General features: G+C 71.6%; 12 protein-coding genes and 1 pseudogene. 10 read left to right on the top strand and 3 right to left on the bottom strand.

Annotated elements, in window-relative coordinates:
- A partial coding sequence (locus tag AB0H32_RS40100) for a hypothetical protein (protein WP_361131848.1) occupies nt 1-278 on the bottom strand: 278 nt, incomplete at its 3' end.
- Here AB0H32_RS40100 and AB0H32_RS40095 point away from each other — a divergent pair.
- The 4 genes and pseudogenes from AB0H32_RS40095 to AB0H32_RS40080 all read left to right on the top strand — a co-directional run.
- A pseudogene (locus AB0H32_RS40095) lies at nt 265-837 on the top strand (beta-galactosidase domain 4-containing protein); the annotation flags it as partial. The gene AB0H32_RS40100 and the pseudogene AB0H32_RS40095 overlap by 14 nt on opposite strands.
- 177 nt (nt 838-1,014) lie before the next feature.
- Nucleotides 1,015-2,856 carry a LamG-like jellyroll fold domain-containing protein gene (locus AB0H32_RS40090; protein ID WP_361131845.1) on the top strand — a complete coding sequence of 614 codons (1,842 nt, stop codon included), beginning with the start codon at nt 1,015-1,017 and terminating at the stop codon, nt 2,854-2,856.
- Between the two features lie 20 nt (nt 2,857-2,876).
- Entirely contained in the window at nt 2,877-4,550 is a 1,674-nt protein-coding gene (locus tag AB0H32_RS40085) for a histidinol-phosphatase (RefSeq protein WP_361131843.1), read from the top strand.
- The gene (locus AB0H32_RS40080; protein WP_361131840.1) at nt 4,547-5,389 is read left to right on the top strand and encodes a hypothetical protein; all 843 of its coding nucleotides are present in this window, start codon (nt 4,547-4,549) and stop codon (nt 5,387-5,389) included. The genes AB0H32_RS40085 and AB0H32_RS40080 overlap by 4 nt, the downstream gene beginning before the upstream one ends.
- 89 nt (nt 5,390-5,478) lie before the next feature.
- Here the strand turns inward: AB0H32_RS40080 and AB0H32_RS40075 are convergent, their stop codons facing one another.
- A complete protein-coding gene (locus AB0H32_RS40075; RefSeq protein ID WP_361131838.1) occupies nt 5,479-6,780 on the bottom strand; it encodes a lipase family protein in 1,302 nt (433 codons plus the stop codon).
- Nucleotides 6,781-6,960: 180 nt separating this feature from the next.
- Here AB0H32_RS40075 and AB0H32_RS40070 point away from each other — a divergent pair, with 180 nt between their 5' ends.
- From AB0H32_RS40070 to AB0H32_RS40060, 3 genes are all read left to right on the top strand, one after another.
- A complete protein-coding gene (locus AB0H32_RS40070; RefSeq protein WP_361131835.1) occupies nt 6,961-7,770 on the top strand; it encodes a DUF817 domain-containing protein in 810 nt (269 codons plus the stop codon).
- Between the two features lie 224 nt (nt 7,771-7,994).
- Complete coding sequence (locus AB0H32_RS40065; RefSeq protein ID WP_361131832.1) at nt 7,995-9,395, top strand: glycoside hydrolase family 16 protein; 1,401 nt, start codon at nt 7,995-7,997, stop codon at nt 9,393-9,395.
- Between the two features lie 176 nt (nt 9,396-9,571).
- Nucleotides 9,572-10,216: a dihydrofolate reductase family protein gene (locus AB0H32_RS40060; protein WP_361131829.1), complete on the top strand. Its 645-nt coding sequence runs from the start codon at nt 9,572-9,574 to the stop codon at nt 10,214-10,216.
- A 153-nt stretch (nt 10,217-10,369) separates the two neighbouring features.
- On the opposite strand, the gene AB0H32_RS40055 is transcribed toward AB0H32_RS40060, so the two are convergent.
- The gene (locus tag AB0H32_RS40055; RefSeq protein WP_361131826.1) at nt 10,370-11,275 is read right to left on the bottom strand and encodes an AraC family transcriptional regulator; all 906 of its coding nucleotides are present in this window, start codon (nt 11,273-11,275) and stop codon (nt 10,370-10,372) included.
- 146 nt (nt 11,276-11,421) lie between these two features.
- On the opposite strand from AB0H32_RS40055, the gene tkt reads away from it, so the two are divergent.
- From tkt to zwf, 3 genes are all read left to right on the top strand, one after another.
- Complete coding sequence (gene tkt / locus AB0H32_RS40050; protein ID WP_361131823.1) at nt 11,422-13,497, top strand: transketolase; 2,076 nt, start codon at nt 11,422-11,424, stop codon at nt 13,495-13,497.
- 19 nt (nt 13,498-13,516) lie between these two features.
- Complete coding sequence (tal, locus tag AB0H32_RS40045; RefSeq protein WP_361131820.1) at nt 13,517-14,683, top strand: transaldolase; 1,167 nt, start codon at nt 13,517-13,519, stop codon at nt 14,681-14,683.
- Nucleotides 14,683-15,917: glucose-6-phosphate dehydrogenase (gene zwf / locus AB0H32_RS40040; protein WP_361131817.1), on the top strand; the 1,235-nt coding region annotated here is incomplete at its 3' end. The genes tal and zwf, both read left to right, overlap by 1 nt.

Below are 15,917 nucleotides of genomic sequence, written 5' to 3'. Positions count from 1 at the left end.
CCGGCCTCGCCACCCCCCCCCCCACCGTTTCCGGCGACGACTACGGCGGCGCCCAGGGCCAGCACGTCCCCGCCGGCCTGCCGGCGGTCCACGACCTGGCCGGCGAGGAGGGCGTAGACCTCGCGCTCTCCCGCAGGGCGGACGGCCGGCCCACCCCCGTCACCGTCTCCCCGGCCGAGGTGAGCGTGTTCCCCGGACCGGGTGAGCGTCTTCCCCGGACCGGGCGGGCGCCGTGCGGTCCTCGATCGGCGGCGGCCTCCGCACCACTGGGCGGCCATCGAGTCAACGCCGGCTCTTCAGGGCGGCTTCATCCGGGAGTTCCGGGGTCACGGAATTCTGCACCGCGTGAGCGAGCGAAGACCGGCCGGGCGCGCGGGCGCCGGACTCCCCGACAACGGTGTCACCGCACCCGGGCACCGCCGGGCGCAGGGCGGTGACTTCGGCGAGACGGCGCAGGAGCGCCCGTTCGGCGCGGACGGCACGGTCCTCCCCCGCCACCGCCCGAAGCCGGGCCCGTACGAGCGCCGGGAGTTCGCGGACCCGGTCCGTATCCGCTGCTACCGGCACGAGGGGATCGTCGTCTCCAACCACCAGACCGTCCGCGGTCTGAGCCGGCTGGCGGCCACCTGGGCGCTGTCCCTGGCCGACGGCCGGATCCTGACCGGTCCGGCCGAGCTGCCCGATCTGCGGCCGGGCGAGACGGCCGCCGTGCCACTGCCCTTCACGCTGCCCCCGGACGGCGGTGAGGCCTGGCTGACGTTGCGGGTGACCACCGCCGAGGACGAGCCGTGGGCGCCGCGCGGGACACCGGTGTGCGCGCCGCGGGTGCGGCTGCGGGCGCCCGCATGGGCCGTGGTGCGCATCGACGCGGCGCACCGAGGGCTCGGCACGCCGTCGGGAGGCCCCGGCGCCTCCCCCGAGCGCCGCATCCCACCGGGCGTCCGTCGCCGGAGCCGGACCCTGGGCGTTCTGTGACCCCGCCTTCCCTGTCACGTCACCCCTCACGGAGCACACGTGTGTACGTCGCATGACCACAGCCAGGGCGAGGCCGCGCAGGCCGGCGCCGGACGACGCAGTTTCCTCAGGGCCACCGCGCTGCTCGGTGCCGCCGCCACCGCCGGGGTCGCGCTGCCGGACGCGGCCGAGGCGGCTCCCGCGGGCGCCTGGCGGCCCGACCCCGACAGCCGCCGCTTCACGCTCGCCGTGATGCCCGACACCCAGTACCTCTTCGACGGGCCGAGCATCAACCCCGCTCCCGTCGAGGCGTCCCTGCGGTATCTGCTGGAGCACGGCAAGAACGACAACATCGTCTTCCTCTCCCACCTCGGCGACCTCACCCAGAACGGTGCCCAGGAGGAATGCGCCGCCATCGGCGAGGCGTTCGGGATCCTCGACCGGCGGGGCGTCGGCTACAGCGTCCTGGCCGGCAACCACGACGTGCGGTCGTCGACGGACGACCAGCGCGGTCCGACGCCGTACCTGGACGTGTTCGGGCCGCAACGCCTGCGGCGCAGGCCGACCTTCGGGGGCGCCTCCGCGGACGGCTACAACACCTACCACCTGTTCGGGGCGGCCGGGCGCGAGTGGATGGTGCTGGCGCTGGACTGGCGGCTGTCGGCACAGGGGTACGCCTGGGCGAAGGACGTCCTCGCGCGGCACCCGAGGACGCCGGTCGTCCTCACCACGCACGAGCTGGTCGACGGGGACGATTCCCTGTCCGCGTACGGGCAGCAGCTGTGGGACGGTCTGATCGAGGACCACGACCAGATCTTCCTGGCCCTGAACGGCCACTACTGGCCCGCGGGCCGCGCGGTCCGCAAGAACGCGGCGGGCAACGAGGTGCACCTGCACCTGACGAACTACCAGAACCGCTACTTCGGCGGCGCGGCGATGATCCGCCTCTACCGCTTCGACCTGGACCGCGGCGTCATCGACGTCGAGACGGTCTCCCCGTGGATCCTGGGCCGGGCCGCCGGGGGCCTCAACGAGCTGGAACGGCAGGAGATCGAGCTGAGCGGGGATGCGGACCGCTTCTCGGTCGGCATCGACTTCGCCGCGCGCTTCTCCGGCTTCGACCCGGTGCCGGCTCGCCCGGCACGGCCCGCGTCAGAAATGCTGATCCCGGGCACGGTGGCGTACTGGCGCTTCGACGGCCACGACGACGGCACGGCGGTGACCGGCACCGTCCGCGACCTGTCCGGGCGCGGCAACGACCTCACCCTGATCACCGTCGGCGACTCCACGCTGGCCTGGTCGTCCGACCACCACCCCGACCAGCCCGGCCACGGCAGCCTGGAGTTCCGGGGCTACAAGTCCCCGCTGAGGGGCGCCTGTCTGCGCACGGTCGACGGGGCACCGGTCAACTCCGCCACATTCAGGGGCGGTTACACCATCGAGGTGTTCTACCGCCTGCCCGCCGACTGGGACGTCGCCCACAACGCCTGGTCCGGCCTGGTCAGCCGCACCGGCCGCAACGGTTTCGCCGGCCCGGTCACGGACGACCCCGACGAACCGCTCGCCACGCTGTCCGTCTCCGACGGGCCGGGCCCGCAGTGGGCCGTCCGTCCGCTCGGCCGGCGGCAGCTCGCCACCAACTGGGGCGACGAGACCGCCCGCGAGAAGTGGTGGCACCTGGCCGTGGTCAACGACGGTCGGCACACCACGATGTACGTCCAGGGCTGCCCCGTGGCCCGCAACCCGCACGCCCCCGCCGCCGGCATCGCCTCGGCCGGGCTGCCCTGGCTGCTCGGCGGCTACGAGTACGCGGGGAAGCTCGACCAGATCCTGCACGGACGGCTCGGCGACGTCCGGATCGTGTCCCGGGCGCTGCCCGTCTCCTCCTTCATGACCCACTGACCCCCATCACGAGGACCACCATGACCGAGCAGCAGCTGCCCGTCTGGGCCGACCCGGCGGTCACCCCCGCCGGCCTCGACGCCCAGGGTGTCTCCCGACGCCGACTCCTGCGCCGCGCGGGCCTGTTCGGCGCCGCGTTCGCCCTGGGCGCGGCGGTCACCCCGGCGTCCGCCGCCACCGGCCGGGGCCCGGGCGGCGAGGACCCGCACCTCGCCTACCTGGTCGGCGACCACCACGTCCACTCCGTCTACAGCCACGACGCCAAGTACACGTTCTCCCAGCAGGCCCGGGCCGCCGCCCGGTACGGCCTGGACTGGATGGTGTTCAACGAGCACTCCAACTTCGGGCACGCCCGCCACGGCGCGCAGACGGAGCACCGGGAGATCCTCAGGGCTCGCGCCGAGAACCCTCGCCAGCTGATCTTCCAGGGCCTGGAGTGGTACATCCCGGCCGCCGAGCACTGCACGGTCTTCGCGGCCCCCGGCCCGCACGAGGTCGACCTGCTCACACAGTTCGAGCTGGCCTACGACGGCAAGCTGCTCGGCTACGACAAGGGCGGCGCCGGCGACGCGGACACCGCCCGCAACGAGGCCCACGCCGTCAGGGCCCTCGAGTGGCTGGCCGAGCAGCGCCGAACCGGCTACGTCGACGACGTCCTCGTCCTCGCCAACCATCCGCTGCGCCTCGGCATCGACTCCCCGCACGAGATGCGCAACTGGCGTGACGCGGCCCCCGAGATCATGATCGGCATGGAGGGCGCGCCGGGCGCCCAGGGCGCCGCGATCCCGGGCTGGGGCGGCCCCACGTCGATCCGCGGCGAGTACCAGAACAGCCCGTCCGCCCAGTCCTGGGCGGACTACCCGCAAGAGGCCTACCTGACCTACGGCGGCTTCGACTGGGCCACCGCGACCGTCGGCGGCCTGTGGGACTCGATGCTCGCCGAGGGCAGGCTGTTCTCGATCACCACCAACTCCGACAACCACCGGACCGTCTTCGACACCTGGAAGAACGGCGACTGGCTGCCCGGCCAGAACTTCGACACCACCGGCAGGCTGCCCGACCCGGTCGACACCGGCACCCCGCAGCCCGGCAGCGACTTCTGGCCCGGCGAGTTCAGCCGCACCCACGTCGGAGTGACCCGCTACGGCTACCTCGCCGTGATGGCGGGCCTGCGTGCCGGCCGTGTCTGGCTCGACCACGGGCATCTGCTGGACGGGCTCGACGTGCGGGTGAAGCGGGACTGCGACCGGGGCCGGGGCGTCACGCTCGGCGGGCGGCTGCGCGTGGGCAAGGGCGAGAGGATCACGCTGTACGTGACGGTGACGACCGCATCGCGGGCCAACCCCCACGGCGTTCTGCCCCGGTTGGCGCACGTGGACGTGGTCCGGGGCGCGGTGCGCGGCCCGGTGACCGACCGGGACACCTGGCAGGCACCGGACACCAGGGTCGTGCGCACGGTGGACGTGTCCGGGCGCAAGGGGACGTACACGCTGCGCATCCCGCTGACCGTCGGCGAGGAGTCCTTCTACGTGCGGCTGCGCGGCAGCGACGGCAACCGGAACGGCGCCGGCTGCCGGGGCGCGGCCGTCGACCCGCACGGGCCGATCCCCCACGAGCCCGGAAACGGTGACCCGTGGGCCGATACGTGGTTCTATTCGAACCCCATTTTCGTAGACGTGGCAGGAGTCCGATGAAGCGTCATCTTCTCACCCTCACCGCCTTATCGGGTGCACTGGCGCTCGGCGTGCCGAGCGCCTCCGCCGCCGACGGCCCCCCATGGGCGCCGGCCGGGACCTCGTACACCGACACCCTCGGCGGCGGACAGGGGCTCGCGAGCCGGGCGGACGGGTCGCTGCTGCACCGCGGTCTGCTGGACATACCCCTGGACCTCAGGATCAAGGGCTGGAACCACGTCGGCGACCCGGACATCGCGCGCGGCTATGTCTTCGACGCCTACCAGGGCGCCGACACGGCCACCTCGAAGCTGTACGCGGTGACCACGCCGTCCGGGAAGCGGTACGACTACGTGCATCCCCTGGACCCGGGCGAGAAGGTGAACAACTCGTTCGCCACCGTCTCGCCCGACGGCCAGTGGCTGGTGTCGGGCGAGTGGGGCGACCAGAACCGGCTCCAGGTGTTCCCCGCCCCCCTGCTCAACCCGGCCACGCCGGCCACCGGCGGGTCGCTGGCGCAGGCCGGGCAGATCAGCCTGGACAAGCCGGTGCGGGACATCCAGGGCTGTGACTTCGTCACCGCCACCCGGCTGGTGTGCGCCTCGGACGACTCCTCCGGCACGCTCTTCCCGCAGAGCAGGCCGCTGCTCCAGGTCGACCTGGAGCACGCGCTGGACGGCAGGCCCGTCACCGGCGCGGTGACGAGCCTGTTCGGCGTTCCGCAGAAGAGCGTGTGCTCGGGCACGTTCGAGGCGGAGGGCGTCGACTACGACCCGGGCAGCGGCACGCTGCGGGCCGAGGTGATCGCGCCGGGCGTGTGCGCAGTCGCGACGACCGTGTACGCCTACCGGCAGCAGTAGGCGTACACGCGGAGAAGCGGAGACGGGGGAAGGACGGTGCGGGACGGCGGCGGGCGGGCCGCCGCCGTCCTTCTCCGGCGGAAGCGGGATCAGCAGTTGCCGGCGTCCGCCTTGCCGTCGAACCGGTCGCCGAGCCACTTCACCACGTCGCCGACCGCCTGGGCGTCACCGGTGAGGTGGTCGCCCACGTACGGGGCCCAGCGGGTGCGGATGCCGGCGTCGCAGTAGGAGCGGCGGGTGGCACTCGCGCTGTCCGCCGGGATCACCTCGTCCAGCAGGCCGCGGTACTGGTACAGCGGGAAGCCGATCTCGTAGCGGGCACCGGATCCGGGGGTGCCCACGCCGGTGCCCAGCTTGTTGGCGCCGACCGCGTCGCCCCAGGTGGTGCCGTCGGAGCCGTGCAGGGCGTAGATCTGGTCGAGGGTCAGCCCGTCCTTGGTCAGCTGCTCGATCCGCGCGAGCGGGAAGCGGCTGACGGTGCCGAGCGCGCACAGCGACTCGGCGTCCTTGACGGCCTTGCGGCCGGTGTCGTTGAGGAGGTCGTCGAAGGGCAGCTGCGGATGCGTGACGGACAGACCGATGAACGCATCCACCAGGAACCCGGCGAAGAACTTCCCGTCGAGGTTGCTCGCCACCTGCTTGAGGTCGGCGGGGATCCCGCCGGAGGCCACGCCGACGACGTTCAGTTCGGGGGCGTAGGACCGGGCGAGCTGGGCCGCCCACAGGCTGCCGGAGCCGCCCTCGGAGTAGCCCCAGATCCCGACCTCGGCACCGGGGCTCACCCCGGTGCCGGGCACCCGGGAGGCCGCGCGGGCCATGTCGAGGGAGGCGTGACCGGCCTCGGCCCCGGAGGCGTACGGGTGGACCTCGCCGTCCATGTATCCCTGGCCGTCCGTCGCGGCGACGGCGTAACCGGCGTTGAGCAGCGCGGCGATGTTCGGACCCTCGTAGGCGTCCTGGTACTGGCCCGCGAGCTGTTTGGAGAAGGCGCACTGCGGCCCGATGCCGAGGGTGCCCGGCACGAACGCGACCAGCGGCCGCTCGCCCGGACCGGTCCACGGCTTCTGCGGTACGACGACGGTGCCGACGACGGAGACCCGCCGGCCCCGCCCGTCGGTGGAGCCGTACTGCACCTTCCAGGCGTTGAGCGGGGGGCCGCCGACCACCATGGGCAGCGAGTCGACCCGGCGGCAGGCGACGATGTCGCCGGATGCGGCGGTGGCGCGGTCCGGAGGCCGGTAGATGTCGGCGTCCGCGGCGGAGCACGCCTGCGGCGTTCCGGCCGCCGCGGTCACCGCCGGCACCGCCAGCAGTCCGCCGAGCAGGCCTGCGGTGGCGAGCAGCGCGGCTCTCCTCGCCAGCGGCTTCCTCGGCCTTGGGGAGATCACCACTTCAGAACGTCCCTTCTGTGGGGTGAAGAGATGGGTGAAGCTGAGCAGGCCGAGAGGTTACGTAACCGTAGGTAAGCGCTGATAGTTAAAGGACGACGAACCGGTGGGGGAAGGCTGTGCGCCGGTGACTAGCGTGGTGGGGCAACCGGAAGCGGACCCGCCGTCGTCCTCCCGATCATCATGCCCATCACAAATCCGGCCGGGCCACCGGCCTCCCCCGTCGGCCAGCTGCTCGATTTCACCTGGACGCAGACCCGGGCCTGCGCCTTCGCCATCGCCCTGCTGTCCGGGGTGGCGGCATCGGCCCTGCTGCCACCGCTGCCGGTGGCCCGCTACGACCTCCTCGTCTGCTATGGCGTGCTCCTCACCCTGCTGTTCTGGCGGCGCGGCTGGGAGAGCGGACGGGACGTCGCCGTCATCGCCGCCTGCCACGTCACCGGTCTCGCCTTCGAGCTGGTGAAGGTCTCGCTCGGCTCGTGGAGCTATCCGGAACCCGCCGTGCTGAAGTTCGCCGGCGTCCCCCTGTACGGGGGCTTCCTCTACGCGGCCGTCGGCAGCTACGTGTGCCGGGCCTGGCACCTGTTCGACCTGAAGCTGACCGACTACCGGCCGCGGGCGACGGCACTGGTGGCCGCCGCCGTCTACGTCAACTTCTTCAGCCACCACTGGCTGCCCGACGCCCGCTGGCCCCTCGCGGCCCTGCTCCTGGCCGTCACTGCGGGCACCTGGGTGCACTACACGGTGCGCGGAGTGCGGCGGCGCATGCCACTCGCGCTGTCCTTCGTCCTGATCGGGTTCTTCCTGTGGCTGGCCGAGAACCTGGCCACCTATCTGGGCGCGTGGCGCTACCCGTACCAGCTGCACGGCTGGCAACCCGTCGACGTCGGCAAGTTCGGCGCATGGGCCCTGCTCATCAGCGTCACCTTCGTGCTCGCCGCGCTCGGCAGGGGGAATCCGGACACCGGATCCAGGCCGTCGGCGCCTTCCTGACCGGTGGCCCGTCCCTCCTCCGGGGCCGACTGCGCGTTCCACGAGAGCGAGGGTGGCTTCATGGGGTGAACTCCCCTGCGGCAAAAGGAGTTTCTCTGCTTTAACTCTTGACGACCGCGGGGGCGGGGAGCACATTGGCGACACCGTGAGAGCGCTCTCAATCTGCGATTGGGAGCGCTCTCACAGGACTCCCGCACTCTCCCGTACCCGAGAGGCCCTCCCTCATGAGCGAAACCTCCGGCATACCCAGACCCCGCGCCCTCCGTCGGGCCCTCGTCGCCGTCGTCGCCACGCTCGGCCTGGCCGCAGCGGTCGCGACGGCCGCCACCGCACCCGCGAACGCCTCCGCCCCCACGCCCCCGTCCGGCTGGACCCAGGTCTTCCTGGACGACTTCAACGGCCCCGCCGGTTCCGGCGTCAACACCTCCGACTGGCAGTACGACACCGGCACGTCGTACCCGGGCGGCGCGGCCAACTGGGGCACCGGCGAGGTCGAGACGATGACCTCCGGCACCGGCAACGTCGCGCTCGACGGCAACGGCAACCTGCTCATCACCCCGCGCCGCGACGCATCCGGCAACTGGACCTCCGGACGCATCGAGACGACCCGGACCGACTTCCAGCCGCCGGCCGGCGGCAAGCTGCGCGTACAGGCCCGGATCCAGATGCCGAACGTCACCGGCGCCGCCGCCAAGGGTTACTGGCCCGCGTTCTGGATGCTGGGCGCGCCGTTCCGCGGCAACTACTGGAACTGGCCGGGCATCGGCGAGCTGGACATCATGGAGAACGTCCAGGGCCTGAACACCGACTGGGCCACGATGCACTGCGGCACCAGCCCGGGCGGCCCCTGCAACGAGACCACCGGCATCGGCGGCAGCACCCCCTGCTCCGGCACGACCTGCCAGGCCGGCTTCCACACGTACGCCATGGAGTGGGACCGGTCGACCAGCCCCGAGGAGATCCGCTTCTACCTCGACGGCGTCAACTTCCACACCGTGAAGGCCAACCAGGTCGACGCGACGACCTGGGCCAACGCCACCAGCCACGGCTTCTTCCTCATCCTGAACGTGGCGATGGGCGGCGGCTTCCCGGCGGCCTTCGGCGGCGGTCCGGACAGCGGCACCGAACCGAACCACCCCATGGCCGTGGACTATGTGCAGGTGCTCCAGTCGGCGGGCGACGGGGGCGGCACCACTCCCCCGCCCTCCGGCAACCGGGACGCCTACAGCCCGATCCAGGCCGAGTCCTACGACAGCCAGTCCGGCGTCGGCACCGAGTCCACCACGGACAGCGGTGGCGGCCAGGACATCGGATACCTCGCCAACGGCGACTGGGCGCTGTACAAGGGCGTCGACTTCGGCTCCCGGGCGGCCACCCAGTTCTACGCCCGGGTGGCGAGCGGGGCCGCGTCCGGGGTGAGCGGGCTCGTCGAGGTGCGCCTGGACAGCCGCTCCAACGCACCGATCGGCAGTTTCGCAGTGGGCGACACCGGGGGCTGGCAGAGCTGGCGGACCGTCCCGGCGAACATCGGCTCGGTGACCGGCACACACGATGTGTATCTGACGTTCACCAGCGGCCAGCCGGCCGACTTCGTGAACGTGAACTGGTTCGACTTCGGTCACTGACCACAGCACCGTGGGTGCCCCGCGGCCGGCCGCGGGGCACCCGTGCACCGTCGGCCCGCCCGGGACGGCTGCCCGCCTCCCGGGCAACCCGATGTCCGGCCGGTCGCGATCGCAGCGATGAGTTTTCCCGGCCCGGAGAGTCGTCGTCACCGTTGACGACCACGCAGGAGGAAGACGTGACTCAGCTGCTGAGAGTCCAGAACTTCAACGTCTCGAGTGACGGCATCGGCGCCGGCGACGACCAGAGCCTCGAGAGGCCGTTCGGCCACGTCGATCCCGCGAGGCTGTTCGCGTGGGCCGGCGCCACGGCGAGCTGGCCCATGCGGACCGACCCCGGCGGGAGCAGGGGCCTCGACGACTGCTTCACGCGGGACTACGCACGCAACATCGGCGCCGAGATCATGGGCCGCAACAAGTTCGGGCCCCAGCGCGGGCCCTGGGCCGACCACGAGTGGCGGGGCTGGTGGGGCGACGAGCCTCCGTTCCGCACCCCGGTGTTCGTCATGACCCACCACCCCCGTCCTTCCTTCACGCTCTCCGACACCACGTTCCACTTCGTCGACGGCGACCCGGCCACGGTCCTCGAACTGGCACGGGTGGCGGCGAAGGGCAAGGACGTCCGGCTCGGCGGCGGGGTCACCACCGTCCGGGAGTTTCTCGACGCCGACCTCGTCGACACCATGCATGTGGCGGTCTCCCCGGTGAAGCTCGGGTCCGGAGTACGGCTGTGGGAGTCCCCGGGCGAGCTGCTCGACCGGTTCCACCTGGAGGTCGTGCCCAGCCCGAGCGGCGTGACGCACCATCTGTTCTGGCGGAAGTGACACAAAGGCCCGCCCGTTGCGGGCCGCCCTGGGGGCGACCGCCTCGAGCCGGCCGGGCACGCGAACGGCGGGCGGAGAACAGCGGACGGCGGACGGCGAGCGGCGAGCGGCGAGCGGCGAGCGGATCCGGCGTACCGCCGAACGGGGCCGCCGCTAGCGCAGCTCCGCCCGGAACGCCACCGGCGTCTGACCGGTGTGCAGGTGGAAGAACTTGGAGAAGTTCGCCGCGTCGGGGAAGCCCACGGCTGCCCCGACGCGGCCGGTCGGCATGTCCGTGTGGGCGAGGAGGCGCTTGGCCTCCAGGATCACCCGCCTGTCGATGAAGCCCTTCGGCGTCTGGCCGGTGGCCGCGCGGACGGCACGCACGAGGGTGCGGCGGGAGTAACCGAGCGCGTCGGCGTACGCGCTGACGCTGTGGTTGGAGGCGAAGTCCTTCTCCACGGCGTCCCGGAAGAGGGTGAAGGTGGTGTCCGCCTGCTGCCGGGAGGCCTCCGCCGAGCTGGCCGCGAGGTGGGCGAGGCGCAGCAGGAACGCGGTGAGGGTGTGCCGCAGGACGGCCGTGTGCAGGCTCACCGGAAGGGTCGCGGTGTCCTCGTACTCTCGGCGCAGCTGTTCCAGGGCCGCCTGGAGCGCGTCGAGCTGGGCCGGGCCGGGGTGCAGCAGCGGCGGCAGGTCGTAGCGGTACAGGCCGGTGGCCTCGACGGTGGCGCGGGGCAGGAAACCGGGCTGCATGGTCAGGACGGTTCCGCGGTACTCGCTCGTCCGGGAGAACCGGTGGACCTGCCCGGGGCGGATCCACAGCAGGTCGCCGGCCGCGGCCTCGTACTCGGCGAAGTCGACCATGTGCCGCACGGGGCCGCCGGTGAAGAGCATGACCACGTGGAAGTCGATGCGGTGGACGCGGTGCAGCGGGGCGTCGGCGTGCCAGGTGCGGTCGTTTCCCATGGGGCCGATCTGCATGCCGACGCCGCCGACGGCCAGCTCGGCGGGGAAGGGGAAGGTCCTGATCCCGTCGCCGTCCATGCCGTCGCCTTCGGCTTGGGATGTTCTGTCCGCCATGTTCGTTTCGTGCCGTCCCTGTCACGCATTCGCTGTCCCAGATTCACCACAGGCTGACACACCGAGACCTTCCACCGAAAAAGTCAGACTTTTAAGTTTGAACACATCCGGTCAGCAATCACGCATTCAACGAGGACTTCTTGAAGATGAGCACGCAGACATCCGACGGCTTCGAGTGGACCGACCTGGACCGGCGTGCCGTGGACACCGCCCGGCTTCTCGCGGCCGATGCCGTGCAGAAGGTCGGCAACGGCCATCCGGGCACCGCGATGAGCCTGGCTCCTGCCGCGTACACGATCTTTCAGAAGGTGATGCGACACGATCCGGCCGACCCGGAGTGGACCGGCCGTGACCGCTTCGTGCTGTCTCCCGGCCACACCTCGCTGACCCTCTACACCCAGCTCTTCCTCGCCGGGTACGAGCTGGAGCTGGAGGACCTGAAGGCGTTCCGGACGCACGGTTCCAAGACGCCCGGTCACCCCGAGTACGGGCACACCGCCGGGGTCGAGACCACCACCGGTCCGCTCGGCCAGGGCGTCGCCAACGCCGTCGGCATGGCGATGGCCGCCCGCTACGAGCGCGGCCTGTTCGACCCTCAGGCCCCCGAGGGCACCTCACCCTTCGACCACACCATCTGGGCGATCGTCTCCGACGGCGACCTGGAGGAGGGCGTCTCCGCCGAGGCCTCCTCGCTCGCGGGCCACCAGAAGCTCGGCAACCTGGTCTTCCTCTACGACGACAACCACATCTCCATCGAGGGCGACACCGCGACCGCCTTCTCCGAGGACGTGCTGAAGCGGTACGAGGCCTACGGCTGGCACACCCGGCGCATCGAGCCCACCGCCGACGGCGACATCGACGTGCCCGCGTTGTACGAGGCGCTGAAGTCGGCGCAGGCCGAGACCGGACGGCCCTCGATCATCGCGATGCGCACGATCATCGCCTGGCCGGCCCCGAACGCGCAGAACACCGAGGCCTCCCACGGTTCCGCGCTCGGCGCGGAGGAGATCGCCGCCACCAAGCGCGTCGTCGGCTTCGACCCCGAGCAGTCCTTCGAGGTGACGGACGAGGTCCTCAGGCACACCCGCGGGGCGCTGGAGCGGGGTGCCGAGGCGCACGCGGCCTGGGACAAGCGGATCGCCGAGTGGCGCGCGACCGACCCCGAGCGGGCCGCCCTCTTCGACCGGGTCGGCAAGGGCGAGCTGCCCGAGGGCTGGGAGGACGCCCTGCCGGTGTTCGAGGAGGGCAGGGCGGTCGCCACCCGTGCCGCCTCCGGCAAGGTGCTGCAGGCCCTCGGCCCGGTGCTCCCGGAGCTGTGGGGCGGCTCCGCCGACCTCGCCGGGTCGAACAACACCACCATCGACGGCACCAGCTCCTTCCTGCCGGCGGGCAACCCGCTGCCCGAGGCGGACCCGTACGGCCGTACCGTCCACTTCGGCATCCGCGAGTTCTCGATGGCCGCCGAGATGAACGGCATCGCCCTGCACGGCAACACCCGCATCTACGGCGGCACCTTCCTGGTGTTCTCCGACTACATGCGCAACGCGGTGCGGATGTCGGCCCTGATGCAGCTGCCGGTGACGTACGTGTGGACGCACGACTCCATCGGCCTCGGCGAGGACGGCCCCACCCACCAGCCGGTCGAGCACCTGGCCTCGCTGCGCGCGATCCCGGGCCTGAACGTCGTCCGCCCGGCGGACGCCAACGAGACCACGATCGCCTGGGCCGAGATCCTGAAGAGGCACGCCACCGACCCGGCCCCGCACGGCCTCGCGCTGACCCGCCAGGGCGTGCCGACGTACGCGCCCGACCCGGACGCGGCCAAGGGCGGCTACGTGCTGCGCGAGTCCTCCACCGAGACGCCGGAGGTGATCATCATCGCGACGGGTTCCGAGGTGCAGCTGGCCGTCGCCGCCCGGGAGCAGCTGGAGGCCGAGGGGATCGGCACGCGGGTGGTGTCGATGCCGTCCGTCGAGTGGTTCGAGCAGCAGCCGCTGTCCTACCGCGAGCACGTCCTGCCGCCGTCCGTGAAGGCCCGGGTCGCGGTCGAGGCCGGCATCGGTCTGACCTGGCACCGGTTCGTGGGCGACGCGGGCCGGATCGTCTCCCTCGAACACTTCGGTGCCTCCGCCGACGCCGGGACCCTGTTCACCGCATTCGGCTTCACCCCCGAGAACGTCGCCGCCGCTGCCCGCGATTCGCTGGCCGCCGCGCGCGCCTGATACCGACGCGACCAGAAAGATGAGCACTGTGACCGAAGCAATCGCGACCCCGGCAGCCCTCGAGCGCCTCGCCGACGAAGGCGTCTCGATCTGGCTGGACGACCTGTCGCGCAAGCGGATCACCTCGGGCGGCCTGGCCGAGCTGGTGGAGAACGGCGGCGTGGTCGGCGTCACCACCAACCCGTCGATCTTCCAGGCCGCCATCGGCTCCGGCGAGGGGTACGAGGAGCAGCTCACGGACCTGGCCGTGCGCGGCGTGACGGTGGACGAGGCGGTGCGGATGATGACGACCGCCGACGTACGGGCGGCCGCCGACATCCTGCAGCCGGTGTACACCGCCTCGGACGGCCTCGACGGCCGTGTCTCCATCGAGGTCGACCCCCGCCTGGCTCACGACACCGCGGCGACGGTCGCCGAGGCCAAGCAGCTGGCCTGGCTGGTCGACCGCCCCAACGTGATGGTCAAGATCCCGGCGACCAGGGCGGGACTCCCCGCGATCACCGAGGTCATCGGCCTCGGCATCAGTGTCAACGTGACGCTGATCTTCTCGCTGGAGCGCTACCGCGAGGTCATGGCCGCCTACCTGGCCGGTCTGGAGAAGGCCCGCGAGCGGGGCCTGGACCTGTCCCGGATTCACTCGGTGGCGTCCTTCTTCGTCTCCCGCGTGGACAGCGAGATCGACAAGCGGCTCACCGTCCTCGGCACCGACGAGGCCCTCGCGCTCAAGGGCCGGGCGGCCCTCGCCAACGCACGGCTGGCCTACGAGGCGTACGAGGCGGTGTTCGGCTCTGCCCACAGTGCGACACCGCCGTCCGACCACTGGCCCGCCCTCGTCGGCGCCGGGGCGAACAGGCAGCGTCCGCTGTGGGCCTCCACCGGGGTGAAGGACCCCGCCTACAAGGACACGCTGTACGTGGACGAGCTGGTCGCGCCCGGCACCGTCAACACCATGCCGGAGGCCACCTTGAAGGCCACCGCCGACCACGGCGTGATCACCGGCGACACGGTGACGGGCGGCTACGCCGAGGCCCGCGCGGACCTCGCCGCCGTGGAGCGGCTCGGCATCTCCTACGACGAGGTCGTCCAGCAGCTGGAGGACGAAGGCGTCGCCAAGTTCGAGACGGCGTGGCAGGACCTGCTGGACGCTGTCACCAAGTCTTTGGACAGCAAGGGAGTTGACGCGTGATGACGACCAAGGCCCCGGAACCCGGGACTCCCTCCGACCAGGAGGTGCGGGTCCCCCTCTTCCCGGCCGCCGACTGGGTGAACCCCCTGCGGGACGCCCGCGACCGCCGGCTGCCCCGGATCGCGGGCCCCTCCGGCCTGGTCATCTTCGGTGTGACCGGCGACCTGTCCCGCAAGAAGCTGATGCCCGCCGTGTACGACCTGGCCAACCGCGGCCTGCTGCCGCCGGGCTTCTCGCTGGTCGGCTTCGCCCGCCGGGACTGGGCGGACCAGGACTTCGCCCAGGTCGTCCATGACGCCGTGCGCGAGCACTCCCGGACCCCGTTCCGGGAGGAGGTGTGGCAGCAGCTCGCCGAGGGCATGCGGTTCATCCCCGGCGACTTCGAGGACGACACCGCGTTCAAGCAGCTCAAGGACGCCGTCGACGAGCTGGACGCCTCCCGCGGCACCGGCGGCAACTTCGCCTTCTACCTCTCGGTCCCGCCGAAGTTCTTCCCCAAGGTCGTGCAGCAGCTCAAGAAGCACGGCCTGGCCAGTCCGGCGCAGGGTTCCTGGCGGCGCGCGGTCATCGAGAAGCCGTTCGGCCACGACCTGACGTCGGCGCAGGACCTGAACGCGGTCGTGCACGACGTGTTCGAGCCGGAGCAGGTCTTCCGCATCGACCACTATCTCGGCAAGGAGACGGTCCAGAACATCCTGGCGCTGCGCTTCGCCAACCAGATGTACGAGCCCATCTGGAACCGCAGTTACGTCGATCACGTGCAGATCACCATGGCCGAGGACATCGGCATCGGCGGCCGGGCCGGCTACTACGACGGCATCGGGTCGGCCCGTGACGTCATTCAGAACCACCTGCTGCAGCTGATGGCGCTCACCGCCATGGAGGAGCCGATCGCGTTCGACGCGGAGGCGCTGCTCACCGAGAAGCTGAAGGTGCTCAAGTCGGTGCGGCTGCCGGAGGACCTGGGCAACCACACCGTGCGGGCGCAGTACGCGACCGGCTGGCAGGGTGGCGAGAAGGTCGTCGGCTACCTCCAGGAGGAGGGCATCGACCCGAAGTCGAAGACCGACACCTACGCGGCGGTCAAGCTGGGCATCGACAACCGCCGCTGGGCGGGCGTCCCCTTCTATCTGCGTACCGGCAAGCGGCTGGGCCGCCGGGTGACGGAGATCGCGGTGGTCTTCAAGCGGGCCCCGCACTCCCCGTTCGACTCCACGGCGACGGAGGAGCTGGG

This window comes from Streptomyces sp. NPDC020362, assembly GCF_040642095.1.
In the GTDB taxonomy this organism is placed as follows: Bacteria; Actinomycetota; Actinomycetes; order Streptomycetales; family Streptomycetaceae; genus Streptomyces.
This window is presented reverse-complemented; position numbering and strand designations above follow the sequence as displayed.